Origin of the sequence: Bradyrhizobium sp. 195, assembly GCF_023101665.1 — a bacterium.
GTDB lineage: Bacteria > Pseudomonadota > Alphaproteobacteria > Rhizobiales > Xanthobacteraceae > Bradyrhizobium.
Map to the genome: position 1 here is coordinate 3,656,009 of NZ_CP082161.1, position 21,123 is coordinate 3,677,131.

Annotated in this window: 18 protein-coding genes and 2 pseudogenes; 12 read left to right on the top strand and 8 right to left on the bottom strand. The window is 63.4% G+C overall.

Annotated features, from left to right (window positions below; genetic code table 11):
• Nucleotides 1–303: 303 nt before the first annotated feature.
• Nucleotides 304–972: pseudogene (locus IVB26_RS16680) on the top strand (SIR2 family protein); the annotation flags it as partial.
• A 201-nt stretch (nt 973–1,173) separates the two neighbouring features.
• On the opposite strand, the gene IVB26_RS16685 reads toward IVB26_RS16680, so the two are convergent.
• The 3 genes from IVB26_RS16685 to IVB26_RS16695 all read right to left on the bottom strand — a co-directional run bounded on the left by IVB26_RS16685 (nt 1,174) and on the right by IVB26_RS16695 (nt 3,265).
• Entirely contained in the window at nt 1,174–2,022 is an 849-nt protein-coding gene (locus IVB26_RS16685; protein ID WP_247972649.1) for a phytanoyl-CoA dioxygenase family protein, read from the bottom strand.
• Between the two features lie 522 nt (nt 2,023–2,544).
• Complete coding sequence (locus IVB26_RS16690) at nt 2,545–2,847, bottom strand: patatin-like phospholipase family protein (RefSeq protein WP_247972650.1); 303 nt, start codon at nt 2,845–2,847, stop codon at nt 2,545–2,547.
• Between the two features lie 181 nt (nt 2,848–3,028).
• Entirely contained in the window at nt 3,029–3,265 is a 237-nt protein-coding gene (locus tag IVB26_RS16695) for a DUF3551 domain-containing protein (RefSeq protein WP_247972651.1), read from the bottom strand.
• Between the two features lie 163 nt (nt 3,266–3,428).
• Here IVB26_RS16695 and IVB26_RS16700 point away from each other — a divergent pair.
• Nucleotides 3,429–3,569: pseudogene (locus IVB26_RS16700) on the top strand (NADH-quinone oxidoreductase subunit D); the annotation flags it as partial.
• Nucleotides 3,570–3,821: 252 nt separating this feature from the next.
• On the opposite strand, the gene IVB26_RS16705 reads toward IVB26_RS16700, so the two are convergent.
• Genes IVB26_RS16705 through IVB26_RS16715 form a run of 3 tightly spaced genes read right to left on the bottom strand, consistent with a single transcriptional unit; the run spans nt 3,822 to nt 7,019 of the window.
• Nucleotides 3,822–4,823: a class II aldolase/adducin family protein gene (locus IVB26_RS16705; RefSeq protein ID WP_247972652.1), complete on the bottom strand. Its 1,002-nt coding sequence runs from the start codon at nt 4,821–4,823 to the stop codon at nt 3,822–3,824.
• Nucleotides 4,824–4,872: 49 nt separating this feature from the next.
• A complete protein-coding gene (locus tag IVB26_RS16710; protein WP_247972653.1) occupies nt 4,873–5,742 on the bottom strand; it encodes a TIGR01459 family HAD-type hydrolase in 870 nt (289 codons plus the stop codon).
• Nucleotides 5,739–7,019 (bottom strand): FGGY-family carbohydrate kinase, encoded by a 1,281-nt coding sequence (locus tag IVB26_RS16715; protein WP_247972654.1) that lies wholly within the window; start codon nt 7,017–7,019, stop codon nt 5,739–5,741. Before IVB26_RS16715 ends, IVB26_RS16710 begins: the two co-directional genes overlap by 4 nt.
• Before the next feature lie 171 nt (nt 7,020–7,190).
• Here IVB26_RS16715 and IVB26_RS16720 point away from each other — a divergent pair, with 171 nt between their 5' ends.
• The 10 genes from IVB26_RS16720 to IVB26_RS16765 all read left to right on the top strand — a co-directional run bounded on the left by IVB26_RS16720 (nt 7,191) and on the right by IVB26_RS16765 (nt 18,735).
• Complete coding sequence (locus tag IVB26_RS16720; RefSeq protein ID WP_247972655.1) at nt 7,191–8,204, top strand: sugar-binding transcriptional regulator; 1,014 nt, start codon at nt 7,191–7,193, stop codon at nt 8,202–8,204.
• Nucleotides 8,205–8,217: 13 nt separating this feature from the next.
• Nucleotides 8,218–9,657: an extracellular solute-binding protein gene (locus IVB26_RS16725; RefSeq protein ID WP_247972656.1), complete on the top strand. Its 1,440-nt coding sequence runs from the start codon at nt 8,218–8,220 to the stop codon at nt 9,655–9,657.
• A 142-nt stretch (nt 9,658–9,799) separates the two neighbouring features.
• Nucleotides 9,800–10,726: a carbohydrate ABC transporter permease gene (locus tag IVB26_RS16730; RefSeq protein WP_247973187.1), complete on the top strand. Its 927-nt coding sequence runs from the start codon at nt 9,800–9,802 to the stop codon at nt 10,724–10,726.
• An 18-nt stretch (nt 10,727–10,744) separates the two neighbouring features.
• On the top strand, nt 10,745–11,602 hold the full coding sequence (locus tag IVB26_RS16735) for a carbohydrate ABC transporter permease (protein ID WP_247972657.1): 858 nt from the start codon (nt 10,745–10,747) through the stop codon (nt 11,600–11,602).
• Between the two features lie 4 nt (nt 11,603–11,606).
• The gene (locus IVB26_RS16740) at nt 11,607–12,713 is read left to right on the top strand and encodes an ABC transporter ATP-binding protein (RefSeq protein ID WP_247972658.1); all 1,107 of its coding nucleotides are present in this window, start codon (nt 11,607–11,609) and stop codon (nt 12,711–12,713) included.
• Nucleotides 12,714–12,732: 19 nt separating this feature from the next.
• The gene (locus tag IVB26_RS16745) at nt 12,733–13,842 is read left to right on the top strand and encodes an ABC transporter ATP-binding protein (protein ID WP_247973188.1); all 1,110 of its coding nucleotides are present in this window, start codon (nt 12,733–12,735) and stop codon (nt 13,840–13,842) included.
• Between the two features lie 2 nt (nt 13,843–13,844).
• The gene (locus IVB26_RS16750; RefSeq protein ID WP_247973189.1) at nt 13,845–15,425 is read left to right on the top strand and encodes an FGGY-family carbohydrate kinase; all 1,581 of its coding nucleotides are present in this window, start codon (nt 13,845–13,847) and stop codon (nt 15,423–15,425) included.
• A complete protein-coding gene (locus IVB26_RS16755) occupies nt 15,418–16,458 on the top strand; it encodes a 2-hydroxyacid dehydrogenase (protein ID WP_247972659.1) in 1,041 nt (346 codons plus the stop codon). Before IVB26_RS16750 ends, IVB26_RS16755 begins: the two co-directional genes overlap by 8 nt.
• A gap of 19 nt (nt 16,459–16,477) precedes the next feature.
• A complete protein-coding gene (locus IVB26_RS16760; protein ID WP_247972660.1) occupies nt 16,478–17,236 on the top strand; it encodes a class II aldolase/adducin family protein in 759 nt (252 codons plus the stop codon).
• A complete protein-coding gene (locus IVB26_RS16765) occupies nt 17,233–18,735 on the top strand; it encodes a glycerol-3-phosphate dehydrogenase (protein WP_247972661.1) in 1,503 nt (500 codons plus the stop codon). The genes IVB26_RS16760 and IVB26_RS16765 overlap by 4 nt, the downstream gene beginning before the upstream one ends.
• Nucleotides 18,736–18,905: 170 nt before the next feature.
• Here the strand turns inward: IVB26_RS16765 and IVB26_RS16770 are convergent, their stop codons facing one another.
• Together IVB26_RS16770 and IVB26_RS16775 are read right to left on the bottom strand one after the other, a co-directional pair.
• Nucleotides 18,906–19,889 (bottom strand): Bug family tripartite tricarboxylate transporter substrate binding protein, encoded by a 984-nt coding sequence (locus tag IVB26_RS16770; RefSeq protein ID WP_247972662.1) that lies wholly within the window; start codon nt 19,887–19,889, stop codon nt 18,906–18,908.
• Nucleotides 19,890–19,916: 27 nt separating this feature from the next.
• Nucleotides 19,917–21,014, bottom strand: a complete 1,098-nt coding sequence (locus tag IVB26_RS16775; protein WP_247972663.1) for a mandelate racemase/muconate lactonizing enzyme family protein — start codon at nt 21,012–21,014, stop codon at nt 19,917–19,919.
• Nucleotides 21,015–21,123: the final 109 nt, after the last annotated feature.

Consider the following 21,123-nt stretch of genomic DNA (forward strand, 5'->3'; position numbering starts at 1 on the left):
AGATCCGTTCGGAAAGCTCGGGGAACTCCGAGGCCGACCGAAAGATCAAGAGCATCTGCAAAGGATGCTGACGCAGTGCATGACGCCGGCTAGTCCCGCATCCAGTCGAGATCTGAGTCGTCGCGACGTTCAGGGTCTGGCGAGCACGGCTTGATCTTGAGCTCATCCTCGAGCGTCGGCCGATCGTCGCCGTGTTCAACCAGTCCAGCCTCATCGGCCTTCTCGAACGTTTCCGCCTTTGTCGGAAACGTTCGGCTCAGCTTTTCCCCGCTTGAACAGGGCGTATGCCATCGCAGTTGCTCAGTGAACGAACGTCCGACAGGGCTCGCATCTGAGGAGCGGCCCCCCTCACGATGTTCTTGCGACGGCGATAGAACGGCGCCGAGCGGTCCTGTTCGTCAGCGCCGGCGTTTCAATGGCCGTCGGATTGCCGTCCTGGCAATCGTTGATCGAGCATCTGCTGGACGATCTCGGTCTCGATCGCGACGTCGTCGACGGAATGCACGGCAGCTATCAGATGCTTGCGGAGTACTACCGGCTGCAGCGTGGAAGCATTGGCCCGCTCCGCAGTTGGCTCGATCGCAATTGGCGCGTTGATCCAGAGAGGATCGCCACCTCGGAGCTCCACCGGATCATCGTCGAGCTCGATTTTCCGATCATCTACGCGACGAACTATGATCGCAATCTCGAGACTGCGTTCGATGTCCTGAGAAGGCCTTACGCGAAGATCAGCAATGCAAAGACATCCCGAGCGCCCCGCCCGTTGGCACACATCATCAAGTTCCACGGCGACTTCGACGACGATGCCTCGCTCGTTCTGACAGAAACCGACTTTCTCAACCGGTTGGCGTTCTACTCGTCGCTAGATATCCGTTTTCGCGCTGACGCCTTGGGATGCACCCGCTCTTCATCGGCTGCAGCAAGTTCGATCCCAACATACGGCTGCTGCTGCACCGGGTTTGGCAGATCTGGGCGGGCGGATGGTTAGGACTCCGCTTCTGAATCGCTCTGAATGGGCCCCGATCCCTTGCGCTGGGTTCGTCCACGTCGAGTCAAGTGGGGTCCGCTTATCGCCGGAAGCGTACCCCCCTTTAGCGCATGATCGAAGGTCGGTTTTTGACCCCGAGCAGAGCTTCGCATTCACTCCGCCGCGCAGGCATTCGTCCACCCCGTTCAATCAATAAATCGAACAGCAAGCATGAGCCGGTCGCGATGGGTCGGCGGAGTTGCGCGGTGGAAACATGATGTGTCTTGGACGAAGCCGGTGCCTGCTTCGCCTTCGATCATGATTTCGTTCTCGATACCAAATTGCTCACGCACACTCGCTTCGCTTGCAGCCGCCGAGCCGAAGAGCATACGAAGGGGCTTGCGTTTATGCGAGCGCTTCATCATGACATGCGCCCCGGAGTTGCAATCGGTATCGGTGATATAGAAGTTAGCGTAAACGAAATTGTATCCCTCGACGTCATAATGGTAGTCGAGAACGTTTTTATGCCTCAGCCGTCGGCGCTCTTCCTCGGAAAAGTAGGCGGCGAAGCTCCAGTTGATGATCGTCATCACTCGACGCGGTTCGTGCCCCAGATAAGTCCGCACAATGGCTCGTAGTACAGGATCATGGACGATGGACCGCACGGCAGGACAACGGGTCGGCTCTCGAATCTCGGCGATTGGCACGAGTCTCCCGTCGGGAGCTTTGCCTCGGATGACATCCGAATATCGGAAAGTGGGGCCATTTGGATCGTAATTGGTGTGGAGCGGCTCCGTGCGTGCAAACGCGTCAATTTCACCAACTATATGCGTGGGAAGGTTCAAGCCTATGAACACCGCCTCTTCGGAAATAGCCTCGACAATCTGACCGACATTCTGGTCGGGAAACAATGTCGAACATCCGTTCTGCTGCAGCACGTGGCGATCCATTAGTCGCCTTGCGCCACCATAGGCCAAACGGACTGTCCGGAATCGGCCCAGCGCGTAATGAATGTCACCATTGAAAATCGTCGTCGCTATCCTCCGGAGATTCATTGTCAGTCTCCCCCGCAAGTCACGATTGTCAAAAATTAATAGCACCACCGCCTATCGGCGCCTTGGCCGTTCGGACGGCGTTACGCATAATCCTCAATCATGCCCTCCAAGTCAGCGATGGGCAAGTCGCCGCGCCTTCCAAAGCAAGGCTAAGCACATCGACGGCAAAGTCCCTGCTTCGCTGCCGAGGTATTTGAGTATGGTTGCCTACTGGCCCTTAGCGGGCCTTAGGATGCAACAGCCTTAGGATGCGACAGCCTTAGTCTGCTTTGCCCCATGAGATGGACTGCTTTTAGAAACGCATTTTTTGAGATGCGAAACGGCGCGAGGGCTCGAGGCTACGATCGACAATGGGAGAGGGCAGCGGCGCTGTTCAAGCTCCACAATCCGCTGTGTCTTGGTTGCGAGGCTGTCGGCCTGGTGCTGCCACTGAGGTTGTTGACTACGTTGTCCCGCACAAGGGCGACCTCGACCTATTCTGGGACCGCAACCGCTGGCAGACTGCCTGATGGTTGCCGAAGGTCAGGTCGCTCTTGCGCTCGGCTGCGGCTTCGATGCCATCGGGCACGTCACCGTCGCGAGCGAAGAGGTCATCACATAGAGGCGAAGGGGGTTCGAGGATTCCAGGATCGGTTCGAATAGCACGGCGTTGCCGCACGTATTGATCGAGCTCAGCCCCCAGGCGAACAGATGGCGGCCGGCGCTCGGCGGAACGGCTGGGCCACCCGCGCCCCGCCAGTAGCTGTTGAGAGCCCGGATTTGATCGGCGCTCGGGCTTCCCGCGATCAGCGCGGCCGTGATCGCACCAGCCGATGAACCGGTCACCCAATCGATCCGCGACGAGACAGAAGCGAGCGCTTCGAACGCACCGCCATGATAAGGCTCCGAGCCCGAGACCGCCGGAGAAGACAACGGCGGTGAGCTCTGGCTCCGCCATCTCGATGCCGCTCAGCTCAGTCCGATCACTCAAGTCAGGTCCCGGTTGTCAGTCTGAAGGTCGGGCTGATCACCGATATCCCCTGTGGCGGCGTGCATAGGCATAGCGAGGATTGATGCCGCAAGAAGCGTACGTGCCCGATGCGGTCGCCATGCATTGAGCGTAACTGGCGAACTGGCAATTGCCCGGATAGCCCCAAGTCCGGCCCTGGAGGCAGTAGCGATCCTGGGCAACCGCGGAGGTCGAAGAGCCAAAACTTGCCACGAACGACAGGGCGACGGCAACTATCAGCAAACGATGCTTCATTTGAAATCTCCAATTTCGATATTGAACGCGGCCAGTGAGGCTTGCGTTCCAAACGGACCCCAGCACGCCAAGCTCGGGATTAGGCGCGCGATTAACCAGTGTGAAGCCGCTCGCGGTGGATCACGGCTAGGGTGATCGCGTCGACGTTTCGATCGGAAGCAGAATGCTCGAGCTCGACGGCGAAGTCGTCGCGCGCGTCGATCCCCATTTCGGACTGCTGCATCGAGGCACCGAGAAGCTGATCGAGGCCAAGACCTATCTGCAGGCCATTCCGTATTTCGACCGGCCCGACTACGTCGCCCCTGACGCAAGAGCATGCCACGAGGCCGCATCTAGCCGGACAGAGGTGTGTCAGCGATATCCAGCAGGGCGCCAAGACCCTGGCGTAACCGGCGCGTCGCGATATTGCGTCGCGCTATTTGACGCTCCGCGCATATTGCCGCTCGCCTCGGACGCCGACAAAGGTGTTGTCGTTCGCCAATAGATGTAATGGACAATAGGGGCGACCCCGAGGAGCCTGCGCAGGGTTCGTAACCGGCAGTCAGGATTGTTAAGTTCAGTCGGTGACGCGATTTGCGGTCAGTTGCTGGCGATACCGCTCGGCATCCCAATTCACCAACGCGGACTCATTGTTCTGAGTTAGGTAGCGGACCTGCGCAGTGAGAGGCAAACGGCAGGTCACCAGGGCGAGACAGCTTAGCATCGCCTCGGCGCCGTTGCTTGCATCCTTGCGAACAACGCAACCAAGGCCCGGAATAAGCAGCGCGGCCGGGTGAGGCGGCCCGTCCGCCAGCGCTCGCGACGCCGAGCCGTGAAGATCCTTGCCTTGTTCCAGCACGGGTAAGCCCGGACCGAGGAAAACCACATGATCCGGATACAGTGAACCGCTGGTCGCAATTGCGCGGCTGTAAGGGTCGATGGCGATGCTGTGGCAAAGCGGATCTTTGGGCAGGCGATACGCCGTGCCCGCGCATATCGAGCGAAGCGCCTCATCGTCCGCTGGGATGGCTCCACGCGGCGTGAGCGCTAAGCGCCTCTCGACCTCGTCCACCAGCGCCTCTGCTGCGGCGCTGGTCTCGGCGCCGACCACCAGCCCGTGATTGCCGAGGACCAGCACATCCACCTTGTCTCGCGCCAGTGCGTCGTTCACGACCTTGGCAAGCGAGAGTCCCGGATGGTGATAGTCGATCCAACGCCAGGCGAGTCCTTCCAGTCGGCTCGCAAATTCCTCCCGCGCATCGATCCGCACCGCCCATGCAATGGTATTGACCGAATGCACATGCAGCACAACAGGGTGCGGCATCAGCGCGTGCAGCGATGTCTCGATCGAGGCGCGCAAGGCCGTGCTGGCGCCGGGCGCGAGGGGTACCCGTTCGTCGCCTTGCGCGAGCGCCGCGCGCGCCGCACCGAGCGATACCGGCACGAAGATGTTCTTGTGCTCGGCATCCGCAAGCCAGGTGCCGGAGGCTTTTACCCAGAGCAGGTCATTCTGCTTGATCGAGGAATTGCCGCCGGCGCCCTGGACCAGAAGGATGTTGCGGCCGACGCGCGCCGACATGCGACGAAGCTCGTGGAGCAGGGCAGGTTGTTGTTGCATCGCGCGCCTCTCACCAGGCCAGATGGTCCATCGTCCAGTGCGGCATCGGCACGTTGGCGACTGCCGGCTTCCGCAGCGTGAGGTTTCCGTTCGAAGAACTCCGTGCCTGATCGCGGTGCACGCCGGATCTGAGCAGCAGCGTCAGCATGCCGGCCCGGGAGGCGCCTGCCACGTCATGGTCGAGACTGTCCCCGATCATTAGCACGCGCGATGGGTCCGGCTGGCCCAGCCGCTCGAGCGCCGCCGTGAAGATCGGCGCGTGCGGCTTGCCGACATAGGTCACGCGGCCGCCCAGCGCCTCGTAGAAGCGGGCCAGTGCACCGGGCGCAGGAATCAATCTCGATGCGCCGAACATCGCGAGATCGGGATTGGCGCACAGCATTGGCAGGCCACGTGCAGCGGCTTTGGTCAGGAAGGCGCGCCAGTGTTCGGGCTCGGCCGCCGCGTCGTCGAGGCCTGCGAGCAGGATGAAGTCTGCTGTTCCGGCGTCGGTGACGAGATCGAGATCGAGCCCGTCGACGATCGCCTGGTCCCCGCCGCGCGTAATCAGGAAGCAGCTGCGGCCAAGCGCAATGAAGGGCTCGTGCGCGCGCGCTTTCAAGCCGTGCCACGTGACTTCGCCTGATGTCAGGATGCCGTCATAGGCGTCCGCGGGAAGGCCGAGCGAGGCAAGCCGTGTCGCGTTGCTGCCGGCGCGCTTGCCGGAGTTCGACAGCACGAGCACGAGCTTGCCAGCCTCGCGCAGCCGCAACACGCAGTCACGCGCGAGCGGAAAGACCGCCTTGCCTTCGTGCAACGTGCCCCATTGATCGAGCAGCACGTGATCGAAGCGGCCGACGATCGTGCCGAGACCTTCGATGTCGCTGATGGTGGCCGTCATGGCGGCCCGCCTCGCAGTGCCAACAGCGCGGCGCCGTAGCTTGCCTCCGTCTCCTCGGCAACGGTCAAGGCGACGCCGAGGGCGCGCCGCCTGATCTCGGTCCAGGCCGCGTTCTTCGCCCCGCCGCCAACGCTGATAAGGCGTCGCAGCTTTGGGGCACCGAGCTCGGCTAGGCGCCGATAGGCGAGCGCTTCGATCCCCGCGATGCCTTCGAGCAGCGCCTGGAAGAAGCGGTGGTCGTCCAAGGGGCGCGGCGTAACCCTTGCCGGCAAAGCCGGATCGGCAATTGGAAAGCGCTCGCCGGGCTTGGGAAGCGGGTAGTAATCGAGCCCGGTTGGTGTCTCCGGCTGCAATTGCAGTGTCAATCGTTCCATGTCGGCGGCCGTGAAATGCGCGAGCAGCGCGCCGCCGCCGGAATTGGAGGCGCCACCCGCGAGCCAGCGCTCGCCCAGCCGGTGCGAGTAGACGCCCTGATCGGCCGCGAAGATCGGTCGTGTCGCCAGCAGCTTCACCACCAACGTCGTTCCCAGCGAGGTCACGGCGTCGCCCGGCGAATCGGCGCGCGTCGCGACGAAGGCGGCGACACCATCGGTGGTGCCGGCCGCGATGTGCGCGGCCGGGGACAGGCCCAGTGCGGATGCGACAGCGGAATCGATCACGGCAAACGGGGTTCCTGGCACCAGCACCTTCGGCAGCAGCTCGCGGGACACGCCGAGCTCGTCGAGCCAACCCGGCCAGGTGCGCGTCACGGGATCGTAGCCGAGCTTCAGGACATTGTTCTCATCGCTGATGCCGTGATGTCCGGCGAGCCTTCCTGCGATCCAGTCGGCCTGATGCACCGCCAAGCGCGCTTGCCCGATCTCGCCGCGATCCGACAGATACAACAGCTTTGCCAATGCGCTGCTCGCGCCAAGCGCGCCGCTGTCCGAGGGGGCGACGGCCGCAATGCGCGCGGCCTGGGCCGCCGCACGCGCGTCGTTGTACATCAGCCCCGGCGTGCAGGGCCGGCCTGCGGCGTCGATCAGCAGCAGCGTGCCCGACGTGCCGTCGACGCTGACGCGCTCGACAGCCTGGAGGTCGACCTTGCGGCGGAGCTTTCCGATCGCGGCCGCGGTCACATCCCACCAGAGTTCCGGATCCTGATCGACCGCATGGCCATTCTGCCGTGGCGCGGGGAGGGGTACCGATTCCATGCCGAGCTTGCCGCCGCGCGCATCGACGGCGCAGGCGCGAACGCCGCCGGTTCCGACGTCGATGCCGAGGAACACTCCTGCCATTCGACCTCCACAGCCCGACGATGATTCATCGGCAAGGTGCGCGCAGCAAGATTGCACCGCAGCACGTTTGGGGGATTGACGTTCCAACCCGTCTCTGCAATTTTTTGCAAGACGTGAAGAAAATTGCAAGGGGGCTTTTACGGCGTGGCCATACCTTCCGAAAGGGTCCCGATGATTGATGGTGAGGCGTCGCTCGCAACGCGGGCGGCGTGGCTTTATTTCGCCGCCGGGTTGACCCAGTCCGAGGTCGCCGACCGCCTCAACATCCAGAGCACCAAGGCGCATCGGTTGATCGCGCGGGCGAGCCGCGAGGGCATGATCCGCGTCTTCGTCGAAGGGCCGGTGGCCGAATGCGTCGCGCTGGAGAACACGCTCGTCGAGCGCTACGGCCTTGCCTTCTGCCGCGTCGCGCCCGATCTCGGCGAGGGCGACCTGCCGCTCAGGGCGCTCGCTCTCGAAGGCGCAAGCTTCCTGCGGCAGATCCTCGAGCGCGGCGAGGACAAGATCATCGGCGTCGGCCATGGCCGCACACTGGCGGCGGTGATCGAGCAGTTGCCGCAGACGCCGGCGCGAGGCGTGCAATTCGTCTCCCTGCTGGGCGGGTTGACGCGAAAATTCGCCGCCAATCCGTTCGACGTCATTCACCGGCTGGCGGAACGCACCGGGGCGGAGGCCTATCTCCTGCCGGTGCCGGTGTTCGCCAATTCGGTCGCCGACCGTGCCGTGCTGATGCAGCAATACGGCATCGCGGACGTGTTCGCGCTCGCGCGCAAGGCTTCGCTCTTGTTCGTCGGCATCGGGCAGATCCACGCCGAGGGCTTCCTGGTCTCAAGCGGTATGATCAGGCCGGACGAGGTCCTCGAACTGAAGCGTGCCGGTGCCTGCGCCGACCTGCTCGGGCATTTCTTCAGCGCCGATGGCGCGCTGCTGGACATCGACCTGTCGGCGCGCGCGACCTCGATGGAGGCGGCAGACCTCAGGAAACACCGCATCGTCGCCATCGGCGGCGGTCTCGCCAAAGTGACGGCACTGCGCGCGGTGCTGCGCAGCCGTCTCCTGCACGGTCTCATCATCGACGAGGCGACCGCTCAGGCCCTCGCAACGGACAAGCCGGAGGCGACATCCGGCAAGGACAAGAACAACAAGACCAAGAATAGGGATCAGAAGGGAAGTAAACGCGCATAACGGGAGGTAACCCATGTACGATCGCGAGAAGAATCTATTCGACTCCTACGCCGCCAAACGCATCAGCCGGCGTGATCTGCTAGATGGTGCCGCCAAGCTCGGCATCGCCGGCGTAGCCGCCAACTCGGCGTACGTCGCCGCGATGTCGCGGGCCATGGCGGCGGACTTCAACTGGAAGGCCTATAGCGGCAAGACCGTCAAGCTGCTCTTGAACAAGCATCCTTACGTCGATGCGATGATCGGCGATATCGAAGCCTTCAAGACGCTGACAGGGATGAACGTCGCCTACGACATCTTCCCGGAGGATGTCTATTTCGACAAGGTCACGGCGGCGCTGTCATCGAAGTCGGACCAGTACGACGCCTTCATGACCGGCGCCTACATGACCTGGACCTACGGTCCGGCCGGCTGGATCGAGGATCTCAACGCCTACATCAAGGACCCCGCAAAGACAAACCCGGCCTTTGCTTGGGACGACGTCTTGCCAGGCCTTCGTTCCTCGACGGCATGGGACGGCGTTGCCGGCTCCGAGCTCGGCTCAGGCAAGGCCAAGCAATGGTGCATTCCGTGGGGCTATGAGCTCAACAACATCACCTACAACCGTAACGTCTTCGACAAGGTCGGCGTCAAGCCGCCGAAGAATCTCGACGAGATGCTCGACGTCGCCGCCAAGATCACCAAGGACGCGGGCGGGCCTTACGGCGTCGGCGTGCGCGGCTCGCGCTCCTGGGCCACGATCCATCCGGGCTTCCTTTCGGCCTACTCGAATTTCGGCCAGAAGGACTTCGTGATGGAAGGCGGCAAGCTGAAGGCCGCCATGAACACCAAGGCCTCCAAGGAGTTCCACGAGAAATGGGTCAAGATGATCCAGACCTCGGGGCCGAAGAACTGGTCGACCTATACCTGGTATCAGGTTGGCACGGATCTCGGCGCCGGCGCCTCCGGCATGATCTTCGACGCCGACATTCTCGGCTACTTCATGAACGGCGGCGAGAACAAGGAGAGGGGACATCTGGGCTACGCGCCTTTCGCGGCAAATCCCGCCGCCAAGGCGCCGACGCCGAACGTCTGGATCTGGTCGCTCGCGCTCTCCAGCTTCTCCAAGCAGAAGGACGCGGCCTGGCTGTTCATGCAATGGGCGGCCTCGACCGAGCACGATCTGTTCGGGGCCCGCAAGATGGATTTCGTCAATCCGGTGCGCGCGTCGGTCTGGAAGGATAGCGAATTCCGCGATCGGATCGCGAAATCCTATCCCGGCTATCTCGAACAGCACGATTTGTCGTCGCCGGGCGCCAAGATCTACTTCACGGCCCAGCCCTTGTTCTTCGACCTGACCACGGAATGGGCCGCCTCCCTGCAGAAGATGGTGGCCAAGGAGGTCAGCGTCGACGAGGGGCTCGACAAGCTCGCCGACAGCATCAACCGTCAGCTCAAGCAGGCAGGTCTTGGGTGATTTGCCTTGGTTGAACTGCCTCGTCCTGACGCCTTGCGTGGCGCCGATTCCTCCGCGCCACGCCAACCCGCCGGTTCGGAAAGTCTACCCGATCCGGGCCGGCGGTGTTGAAGCCAACGCGTGATCCCGTATCATCATGAGCATGGTCCAGCTGTCCCAGACAAATGTGCATCCGCGCCGCACCACGAGGCTGCGCGGGCGCATGCTGCCTTACCTGCTGAGCCTGCCGGCTCTGCTCGTCTGTATCGCCATCCTCGTCCCCTTCGTGACCGCGGCGGTCTATTCGCTCCAGCGCTACCGGCTGAATCTGCCGTATTTGCGCGGCTTCATCGGGGTCGACAATTACATTGACTTCCTCTCCGACCCCGCCTTCTGGAATACGCTTCGCATCTCGCTCACCTATACCGCGCTGACGGTGGTTCTCGAGCTGCTGCTCGGCCTCGGCATCGCCTTGCTGTTGCGGCGACCGACCCGCTTTCACAATGCGGTGTCGATCGCTCTGCTGCTGCCGCTGATGACCGCACCTGCGATCGCCGCGCTGATGTGGAAGCTCATGACCAACCCGAGCTTCGGCATCCTGTCCTATTTCGTGAGTCTGTTCGGCGTGCATGACTTCAAATGGGCATCCGATCCGTCGAGCGCGCTGTTCACGGTGGTGCTGGTCGACATGTGGGTCTACACGCCCTTCATCATGATCCTGCTTCTCGCTGGGTTGCGCTCGCTGCCGCGGCAGCCGTTCGAGGCGGCGGCGCTCGACGGCGTGCCGGCCAGCTTCGTGTTCTTCCGCATCACGCTGCCCATGCTAGCGCCCTACATCATTACGGCCTCGCTGTTTCGCCTGCTGGATTCAATCCAGCAGTTCGACATCATCTACGCGATGACGCAGGGCGGCCCGGGCGACCGGCTGATGGTGTTCCAGGTCCAGGCCTATCTCGAATTCTTCCAGTACACCAATGTCGGCCGTTCGGCGGCGCTGCTGATGATCCTGTGGGTGATCACCAACATCCTGTCGAACATCTTCATCAAGAACTGGCTGCGGCTGCGCGCACGCGCCCACGGTCACGCGTAAAAGCGAAGGAGGCAGTGAATGGATCATTCCAGTCTCGCAGGCCGCATCTTTCGGGGCGTGGCGCTGGCGCTGGTGCTCGTCTTCTTCATGTTCCCGATTGTCTGGATCCTCATGATGTCGTTCCAGACGAATGAACAGATCCTGCGGATTCCGCCGCACATCCTGTTCGAGCCGACGCTCGCAAATTACCAGGCCTTGATCTCGGGCCAGCTCCGCACCACGGCCGGCAATCTCGAGATCTCCTTCATGCGCAACCTCATGAACAGCTTCGTGCTGTCGAGCGCCGCGGTACTGCTGGCCTTGCTGCTCGGTGTGCCCGCGGCCTATGCCTTCGCGCGGTTCAAGTTCCGCCTGGGCGAGAGCATCGCATTCACACTGCTGTCGTTCCGCTTTGCGCCGCCTCTGCTCGTGCTGCTGCCGCTGTCGCTGTACTACCAGCAGGTCGGGCTTAGCGACACGTATTTCGGCATCGTCTGGGTCTATCAGCTCATCGCGCTTCCCCTGATCCTGTGGATCGTGCGCGGCTATTTCGAGGACATCACTCCGGACATCGAGCACGCCTATCGACTTGCCGGCCATTCCTGGCGCGAGGCCTTTACCCGCATTGCGGTGCCGCTCGCCGGTCCCGGGATCGCGGCGGCAGGTTTGCTGTCCTTTATCTTTTGCTGGAATAATTTCGTCTTCGCGCTGATCCTGGCTTCCGCCGACAAGCAGCCGGTAACCGTGGGCGCGCTTGCCTTCGTCACGGCCTCCGGCATTCAGTACGGCCAGATCGCGGCCGCCATTGTCCTCTCGGTCACGCCGACGCTGCTGCTCGCGCTCTATGCGCAACGCTATCTGGTTGAGGGGCTCTCGCTCGGCGCGGTGAAAGGCTGACAGGATGGCGCGTCTCGAACTCAATTCCGTGGGCAAGGTTTTCGGCGCGGCGGGTTGCGTCGACAACCTGTCGCTGGCGGTCGAGCCCGGCGAGATCGTCGCGGTATTCGGGCCTTCGGGCAGCGGCAAGACCGTGCTGCTGCGTATGATCGCGGGCATGTTCGAGCCCGACGAGGGAGACATCCTGGTCGGCGGGCAATCGATCGTCGGCGCGCCGCCGGAGCGGCGCGGTATCGGCATGGCCTTCCAGAACTTTGCGCTGTTCCCGCACATGAGCGCGCACGACAACATCGCGAGCGGCTTGCGGGCGAAGGCCAAGGGCGGGGAGCTGGCCTCGCGGGTCACGTCGATCAGCCGGTTGTTGAAGATCGAGCATGTGCTCGGTCACATGCCGCGTGAATTGTCCAACGGGCAAAAGCAGCGGACGGCACTGGCGCGTGCGCTGATCGGCAATCCGGAGGTGCTGCTCCTGGATGATCCCTTGCGCAACGTCGATGCAAAACTTCGCTATGAAATGCGGCTTGAGCTGCCGAGTCTGTTGCGCCGCAGCTCCGCCGCGGTGCTCTACGTCACCCAGGACTATCGTGAAGCCATGGCGATCGCGGACCGTATAGCGGTGCTGGTCGAAGGCCGGTTCGTCCAGGTCGCGCGTCCCGAAGAGATTTACGCTCAGCCGGCGTCCGTTGCGGTGGCGCGCCTGTTCGGCGATCCCAGCATCAATCTTGCCGAGGTTACACCACACGCCGAGCAGGGCGCGTTGACGGCCGAAATTGCCGGGACAAAAGTCAGGCTCGATCCCGCGGATCAGCAGCCAGCCGACCTCAGTCAGTGTTGGCTCGGCATTCGCCCCGATGATCTCGTCATCACCCGGTCAGCCAGTGAAGACGCCGTTCCCGCGCGCATCGTCGCGGTCACACCCATGCACGAAAGGGCCGTGCTCCTGCTGCGCTTTGCCGACGGCTCTGAATGGCTCGCGGCGTTGCCGCCAGATTCACCGATGGCGATTGCCGACGACGGCGTCTTCGTACGCTTTGCGCCGGAGGCGGCACTGTTGTTCGATCGTGCGACCGGGCTCCGGGTTTGTCTGCCGCATCGGCGTCAGGCGGCGTGAGGAGAGCGGACCCATGGGCATGCTCGAAATCAAGAATGTCGACAAGGTCTACAGCAGCCGCGGCAAACCGCCGGTGCATGCCGTGCGCGCGCTCGACATGGAAGTGAAGAAGGGCGAGATCGTTGCTCTCTTGGGCTCCTCCGGCTGCGGCAAGACATCGACCTTGCGGATGATCGCGGGCTTCGAGAGCGTGACCTCGGGCGCGATCGCGCTGTCGCAGCGGCGGATCGACAAGCTGCCGCCGGCGAAGCGCAAAGTGGCGATGGCCTTCGAGGGCTATTCGCTCTATCCGCCGCTGACGGTGCGCGAGAACATCGGGTTTGCACTCAAGGCGCAGCAGCTCTCGCGCAGCGAAATATCGCGCCGGGTCGAAGCGATCGCGCAGCTGGTCGAGATCGAGGATATCTTGGACAGCTTCCCGCGCGCGATCTCGGGCGGGCAGCAGCAGCGTGTGTCGCTGGCGCGTGCCTTGGTGCGCGACGCCGACCTCTATCTGCTCGATGAGCCCATGGGCCAGCTCGAACCGCAACTTCGCGCCGTGTTGCGCGGGCGAATCAAGGGCCTTTTGGCCGAGCGCGGCATGACGGCGATCTTCGTCACCCATGATCAGACCGAGGCGAGCGCGCTCGCTGATCGCATCGCGGTGATGGAGGACGGCGTCCTTCAGCAATTCGCCAGCGAAAGGGAATTGAAGAACCGCCCGGCGAATCTCTTCGTCGCCAGCTTCATCGGTGAGCCGCCGATGAATCTGCTGGAGACGGATGTTGCACCCGCCGATGGCGGTTTCCGCCTGTCGGTCGGCTCCGACATCGCGTTCGCAATTCCAGGTGATGCGTTTGATCAGGCCGCGCGGCGGGCGCTCGGGCAGACCAGGCGGGTCCGGGTCGGCATCCGCCCGCAGAAGGTCGCGGTCGGAACGGGCGATGCCCGCGTGCGCGTCGTGTCCAATCAATGGCTCGGTGACCAGTCGCATGTCGCTGGCGAGTGTGCAGGCCGTCTCATGATCGCGGTGACGCCGAACCGGATCGCGGCGCGGCCGGGCGACGTCATCCCGTTCGCGCTGGAGCCGCGCTACCTTCACATCTTCGGAGCCGACGGCAGCTGCATTCGTCACGCGGAGGGGGGGTGACCATGCAAATCTCGCCGCAGCGCGATATGATCATCGGCATCGATGCAGGCACGTCTCTGATCAAGACCGTGGCCTTCACGCGCGACGGGCGGCAGCTCGGCGATTTTTCTCTGCCCAATACATACACGATATCGCCCGGCCACCACGTCGAGCAAGACATGTCGCGGACCTGGACCGACACGGTCGCCGCATTGCGCGGGCTAGTGGCCGCCGTGCCGGAGATTTCCCAGCGTCTGGCGGCCATTGCCGTCACAGGGCAGGGCGATGGCACCTGGCTGATCGACGACGACGGCCGCCCAGTCGCGCCCGCGCTGCTATGGCTGGATTCCCGCGCCGCCGGCCTCGTCGAAGGAATCCGCTCCAGCGAGCGCAATGCCGCCCTCTATCGGCGCACTGGCTCCGGGCTCAACGCCTGCCAGCAGGGGCCGCAGCTCGCTTGGCTGCGAGCGCATGCGCCCGAGACGCTGTCGCGGGCCAGGACAGCTTTTCACTGCAAGGATTGGCTCTACTTCCTGCTCACCGGCCAGCGCACGACCGATCCGTCGGAATCGACCTTCACCTGCGGCGATTTCCGCAAGCGCCGCTTTGATGCGGAGACGGCGCGGCTAATCGGCATCGCCGATTGCGCGGCTCTGTTTCCCGAGGTGGTCGACGGGGTCACGACGACATATCCGCTAAGTGCCGCCGCTGCCATCGAGACCGGACTGCCCGAGGGCGTCCCGGTCTCGCTCGGCTACGTCGACGTGGTCTGCAATGCGCTTGGCGCGGGCCTCTACGATCCTTCGCCCGATGTCGGCTGCACCATCATCGGGTCCACCGGCATGCATATGCGCCTCGCAACCAGCGCTGATGCGGTCACGCTGAATGCAGAGGCGACCGGCTACACCATGCCGTTCCCGGTCGCTGGGCACTACACCCAGATGCAGTCCAATATGGCGGCAACACTGAATATCGACTGGCTGCTCGATCTCGCGCGTGATCTTTTGGCCGCCGAGGGCGTCGTGCGATCGCGTTCTGATCTCATCCGGCGTTTGGACGAGAAGGTATTGACGGCGAAGGCCGGCGAGCTCTTGTTTCACCCCTTCATCTCAGATGCCGGCGAGCGCGGGCCATTCGTTGCGCATGAGGCTTGCGCGCAATTCATCGGACTGCGATCACGCCACGGCTATTGGGACCTGATGCGAGCCGTGATGGAAGGACTCGCCTTCGCCGCGCGCGATTGCTACGCCGCGATGGGCGCGCTGCCGGGCGAGGTGCGGATCACCGGCGGCGCGGCGCGCAGTCGCGCGCTCGGGACTATCCTTGGGGCTGTGCTCGAATGCAAAGTGCGCGTCTGTAGCCGCGGCGAAGCCGGGGCGGCTGGCGCTGCGATGATTGCGGCCGTCGCAACCGGCCTTTATTCCGATATGACCAGCTGTGCTGAGGATTGGGTGAGACCGTATTTGAACGAATGTCAAACGCCAGATGCCGCATTGGCCACGCGTTATGCGAAAATGTTCCCGGCTTATCTGGAGGCGAGACTGGCGTCGCGTCCGGTCTGGAAGCAACTCGCGGCGCTACGTACGGGAGCCGGACATGTCTAGCTCCATTGCCATCGTCGGGGACCGCTTCATGCTGCCGTCGGTCTTTGCCGACAAGATCACGGCTGCCTGCGGCAACGGCGTCGACATCCGCCTTCTGGAGCAGCCCTGGCCGGACGAGCCGATGGAGCACGGCTATGCCGGCTCCAAGCTCGATGGGCTGAAGGAGTTCATGGGCGATCCGGACGAGGTCGTAGAGTTCATCGGCGACGCAGCGCTGCTCGTGACGCACCTCGCTCCGATCTCGCGGTCGATGCTGGAGCGCCTGCCGAACCTCAAATTCATTGCGGTCTCGCGTGGCGGTCCCGTCAATATCGACATGCAGGCCACGCGCGATCACGGGGTGATCGTCGTCAACACCCCGGGCCGCAACGCGAGCGCAGTCGCCGAGTTCACCATCGGCGCCATTCTCGCCGAGACGCGCCTGATCCGCAGCGGCCACGAATCCTTGCGCGGTGGCGAGTGGCGCGGCGATCTCTATCGGGCCGACCGCACCGGGCGCGAGCTCGGCGAGATGACGGTCGGCATCGTCGGTTACGGCGCGATCGGTACGCGCGTGGTGAAGCTGCTCAAGGCGTTCGGCTGCAAGATCCTGGTCGCCGACCCTTACGTCCAGCTCAGCGCGCAGGATCGCAATGACGGCGTCGCGCATGTCGGCCTGGCCGACTTGCTGGCGCGCGCCGACGTCATCAGCCTGCATGCGCGGGTTACCACCGAGACGACGGGCCTTATCGACCGCGCTGCACTCGAGCGCATCAAACCTGGTGCGTTGCTGATCAACACGGCGCGCGGCCCGCTGGTCGACTACCAGGCTCTCTTCGATGTCTTGTCCTCGGGGCGCCTTGGTGGCGCCATGCTCGACACGTTTGCGGTCGAGCCTGCGCCGCCGGACTGGCCGCTCCTGCAACTGCCCAACGTCACGCTGACGCCGCACATCGCCGGCGCCTCCTTGCGCACCGTCACCATAGCTGCCGATCAGGCCGCGGAAGAGGTTCGCCGCTATCTCACCGGCGAGCCACCGCTCAACCCTTGCTGAAGACGAAAGGTGTTTCGATATGACGCGTGAGGAGCGACAGTTACGCGAAGCGATCATCGCCAAATGCCGGTGGATGAATGCCTCGGGTCTGAACCAGGGGACGTCAGGCAATATCTCCGCCCGCTACAAAGACCGGATGCTGATCACGCCGTCGGCGACGCCCTATGACGCGATGAAGCCGGAGATGATCGCGTCGATGCCGCTCGAGGGCGAATACGGCTCCTGGGAAGGATCGCTCCAGCCATCCACCGAATGGCGCTTTCATCTCGACATCATGCGCGGGCGGCCGGATGTCGGTGGCGTCGTGCATACGCATTCGACCTATGCCACCGTGCTTGCGATCACGCGCAAGCCGATTCCCGCCTGCCACTACATGATGGCAGCGTTCGGCGGCAAGGACATCCGCTGCGCGGGCTATGCGCGCTACGGTACTGCCGAGCTATCCGAACTCGCCCTGCAAGCGCTGGAGGGCCGCAATGGTTGTCTGCTCGCCAATCACGGCATGATCGCGGTGGGCGCCAATCTGGACAAGGCGATGTGGCTCGCCGTCGAGCTCGAGACCATCGCGCGTCAATATTATCTCTCGCTCGCGCTCGGCGCGCCGCATATTCTCAGTGAGGCGGAGATCGAGGAAACGGTGAGGGGATTCTCGACTTACGGATTGCAGGCGCCCAAGGCTAAATTGAAGGCCAAGTCGAATCCAAAGCCAGCCAAGGCGCGAGCCGCGAAGGCCGCGGCACGGCAACGGGTTGAGAAGAAGCGCAGCGGAAAGCGATGACTGCGCCTGACGCGGGCAGCGATCACGGGCTCGTCGACATCGCCATCATCGGCGGTGGCATCAACGGCGCCGGTATTGCCCGCGATGCGGCGGGGCGCGGTCTGAAGGTCCTGCTCTGCGAGAAGGGCGATTTCGCCGAAGGCACCTCGTCGCGTTCTGGCAAGCTGGTGCATGGTGGGCTGCGCTATCTCGAGTATTATGAGTTTCGCCTGGTCCGCGAAGCCCTGATCGAGCGCGAGGTCCTGCTCGCATCGGCCCCGCACATCATATGGCCGATGCGCTTCGTGCTGCCGCATTCGCCGGAGCAGCGGCCGGCCTGGCTGGTCCGCACCGGCCTGTTCCTCTACGACCATCTCGGCGGCCGCAAGCGCTTACCTGCGAGCCGCGGGCTCGACCTCGCGCATGCGCCGGAGGGCGCGCCGCTGCGCGCCGAATTCCGCCGCGGCTTTGAATATTCGGATTGCTGGGTCGACGATGCCCGGCTCGTGATCCTCAATTTGATCGATGCAGCGGAGAGCGGCGCCAAGATCCTGTCGCGCACCTGCGCAGTGAGCGCGCGCCGGGAAGGGGAGGTCTGGTGTCTGGAGATGCAGAGCGGGGACGGCGGCACGCAGATCGTTCGCGCGCGCGCCCTCGTCAATGCGGCAGGTCCCTGGGTGCAAGACGTCGTGCAGGGCGTCGCGGGCCTCAACTCTGCGCACAATGTCCGGCTGGTCAAGGGAAGCCATGTGGTGGTGCCGAAATTCTGGAGCGGGCCGCAGGCCTATCTGCTCCAGAACGCGGATCGCCGCGTTATCTTCGTCAACCCTTACGAGGACGATCTCGCGCTGATCGGTACCACGGATATTTCCTACGACGGCTGCGCCGAAGATGTCGCGATCGACGAGGGCGAGATCGACTATCTGCTGGGCGTCTTGAGCCGCTACTTCAAGGCACCGCCGCACCGGAGCGAGGTCGTCCATGCTTTCTCCGGGGTTCGGCCGCTCTATGACGATAATGCCGAGAACCCCTCGGCCGTGACGCGGGACTATGTCTTCGAGGTTCACGGCACGCCGGAGGTGCCCCCTCTGCTGTCGATCTTCGGCGGCAAGATCACGACTTATCGCCGGCTCGCGGAGCAGGCACTCCGCCACCTCGAAGCCTGGTTTCCGAAGATATCGCCGGAATGGACGGCCGGCACGCCGCTGCCGGGCGGCGACATCAATGGCCCCTTCGATCGTTTCGTCAAAGAACTTGCGATCGCCTATCCCGACCTTCCGCGCAAGCTGATCCATCACTATGCGCGCCTGTACGGTACGCGGGCGCGCGGACTGCTTGGCCCGGCCCGGGTCTCGGCGGATCTCGGTCGGCATTTCGGTGGAGACTTTTATGAACGTGAGGCTGCGTTTCTACGCGAGACCGAGTGGGCCAAGGAGCCTCAGGACTTTTTGGATCGGCGCACCAAACATGGCCTGCACCTTACGGCGGCCCAACGGGAGGCATTTGCCAGCTTCATCTAACTCGTCGGCGCGATGGCACCTCAACCGTACCGGTACTGCAGGGAATCTGTGCATTAAAGGCCAAATGGAAGTCTTTGCTAGCTCGAGATCTGAAGCTATCCGCCGGGCTGCCCGGTGATTGGCGTTCTGCAATCATCGAGACGACCGCCATCTCGGAACGAGCCTCTGCGTTACTCCGGCTTGATGTTGCCGGCGGTCACGATGTGGCGCCATTTCTCGATCGATGCATCGATATAGACAGCATATTCCTGTGGCGTGGAGCCGACGGATTGGTAACCGATTTCATCGAACCGCCGGCGCAGATCGTCGGATCGAAGCGCGCCCTGCGCGGCGGCGGCGAGTTGGGAGAGGATCGCCGGCGGCAGATTGGCGGGCGCCACGATTCCAAAGTCCGGCGCGGCATCTACCTTTGGCAGACCGGCCTCTGCCATGCTGGGCACGTCAGGTAGTTGCGCGCTACGTCCCGTCGTAATTCCCAGCGCCTTCAGCTTGTTGCCGCGAACATGCTCGAGAACGGCGGGGATGGTGCTGAACGTAAAATCGACCTTGCCGCCGAGCAGGTCGACGATCGATGGCCCGCCGCCGCGATATGGCACCGCGACAACGTCGATGCCGGCCTCCTGCCGGAACTGTTCGCAGCCGAGGTGGACCGCCGTACCGAGGCCGGCAGTCGCCATGCTGAGCGCGCCGGGCTTTAATTTGGCGAGCGTGATCAGTTGCTTGACGTTGTTGACCGGAAGAGGTTCCGGGACGACCAGCACCAGCGAGGTCCGCGCCAGCAGCGATACTGGCGTGAAATCCCTTTTGGTGTCGTACGGCAATTTGGCGCCGAACAGGCTGGGATTGATGGTGAACGCGCTGTCGACAACGCCGATCGTATAGCCGTCGGGCGCGGCCGTGGCGATTGCCTGAGTGCCGATCATGCTTGCCCCGCCGCCCCGGTTGTCGACGAACAGCGACTGGCCGAGCTGCTCGGCCATGGCGGCGACGACGAGACGCGCCACGATATCAGACGCGCCGCCGGCCGCATAGGGAACGACGACCCGGACGGGACGCTGCGGATAGGCTTGCTGCTGTGCGCGCGCGCTGGAGAGCGACATTGTCGCGGCGGACGTCAGTCCGATCAGTAGCGAACGCCGGTTGATTCTTTCCATGAATTTCCCTCCCTGTTTTAGCGACCGTCAGAGCCGGTATCGTTCGATCAATGCCAGGTTCGGATCGCCTCCGAGCCCCGGAGTATCGGGCACGGCGAGGAAGCCTGCTTCGATCGGAACGAAGCCGCCGCAGGGGTCGAAGGCAAGGTCGCAGTAAAATCGCTCCAGGGCGCTCACCTTCGCCTTGGCCGCCAGCACGTGAATGGTGGCAAGATAGCCCGGTCCGAAATAGGGCGAGTGGGGAACGCAGGTCGCTCCGGCCGCTTCCGACTCGGTGCAGATTTGCCAAAGCGCGGTCAGACCGCCGATCTTGATCGCGCTGGGCTGGACATAATCGACGCACGCCGTGGCGAGCATCTTCTTGAAATCCAGCGCATTGCCAGCATTCTCTCCGATGGCGGTCGGAACGCGCGTCGATTGCCTGAGAGCTGCAAGGGCGGCGAAATCCTCGGGCGGCCAGATCGGTTCTTCGACCCATCGCAGATCAAATGGCGCCATTTCCGTCACGGCGGCGGTTGCCTCCGCCGGCAACCAGGCGCAATTGGTATCCACCATCAACGGCACGTTCGGACCCGCCGCGACGCGGGCAGCGGCGACGGCCTTCGCCGTGCGCTCGTGCAGTTTGATCTGGCGAAAGCCCTCGCCGAGCGCACGATCCACAACGCGGCTGATCTCCTCGGTATTGCCGTTGTATTGCAGCAGCGATGCGTAGACCTCGATGCGGTCGCGCCGCCGCCCGCCCAGCAGGGTTGAGACCGGCACTCCCGCGAGCTTGCCCCTGATGTCCCACAGCGCGATGTCGAGGCCGCTGATAGCGTGGATCGTGGCACCCGCACGGCCGAGATTGTGCAATGTCCGTTCAATCCGCGCCGGCAGTCCAACGTCGTCGACGCTTTGCCCGATCGCCAGCGGTGTAATCCATTGCTCGATGGCCGCAGCGACGGCGGACGAAAAGCTGCCATAGGCTTCGCCCCATCCCAACGTCCCCTGATCGGTCGTTACTCTCACCAGGACGGTATCGAGGCTGGTGCGCGGGCGGCCGGCGAACATCGGCGGTGCGGCCCAATGGTCGAACGGAATTCCCAGTGGAAATGCCGTAATCGTCGCAATCCGCGGCGAGTTCATTGGTGGGTTCCTTGGACGAACCTGGCGTAAATTGAACGGTTGGCTTTGAGCCGACCGCCGTGCCCATTGTGGCCTCGGAATACATGTGTTCAAAATGCCAAAAGCTGTA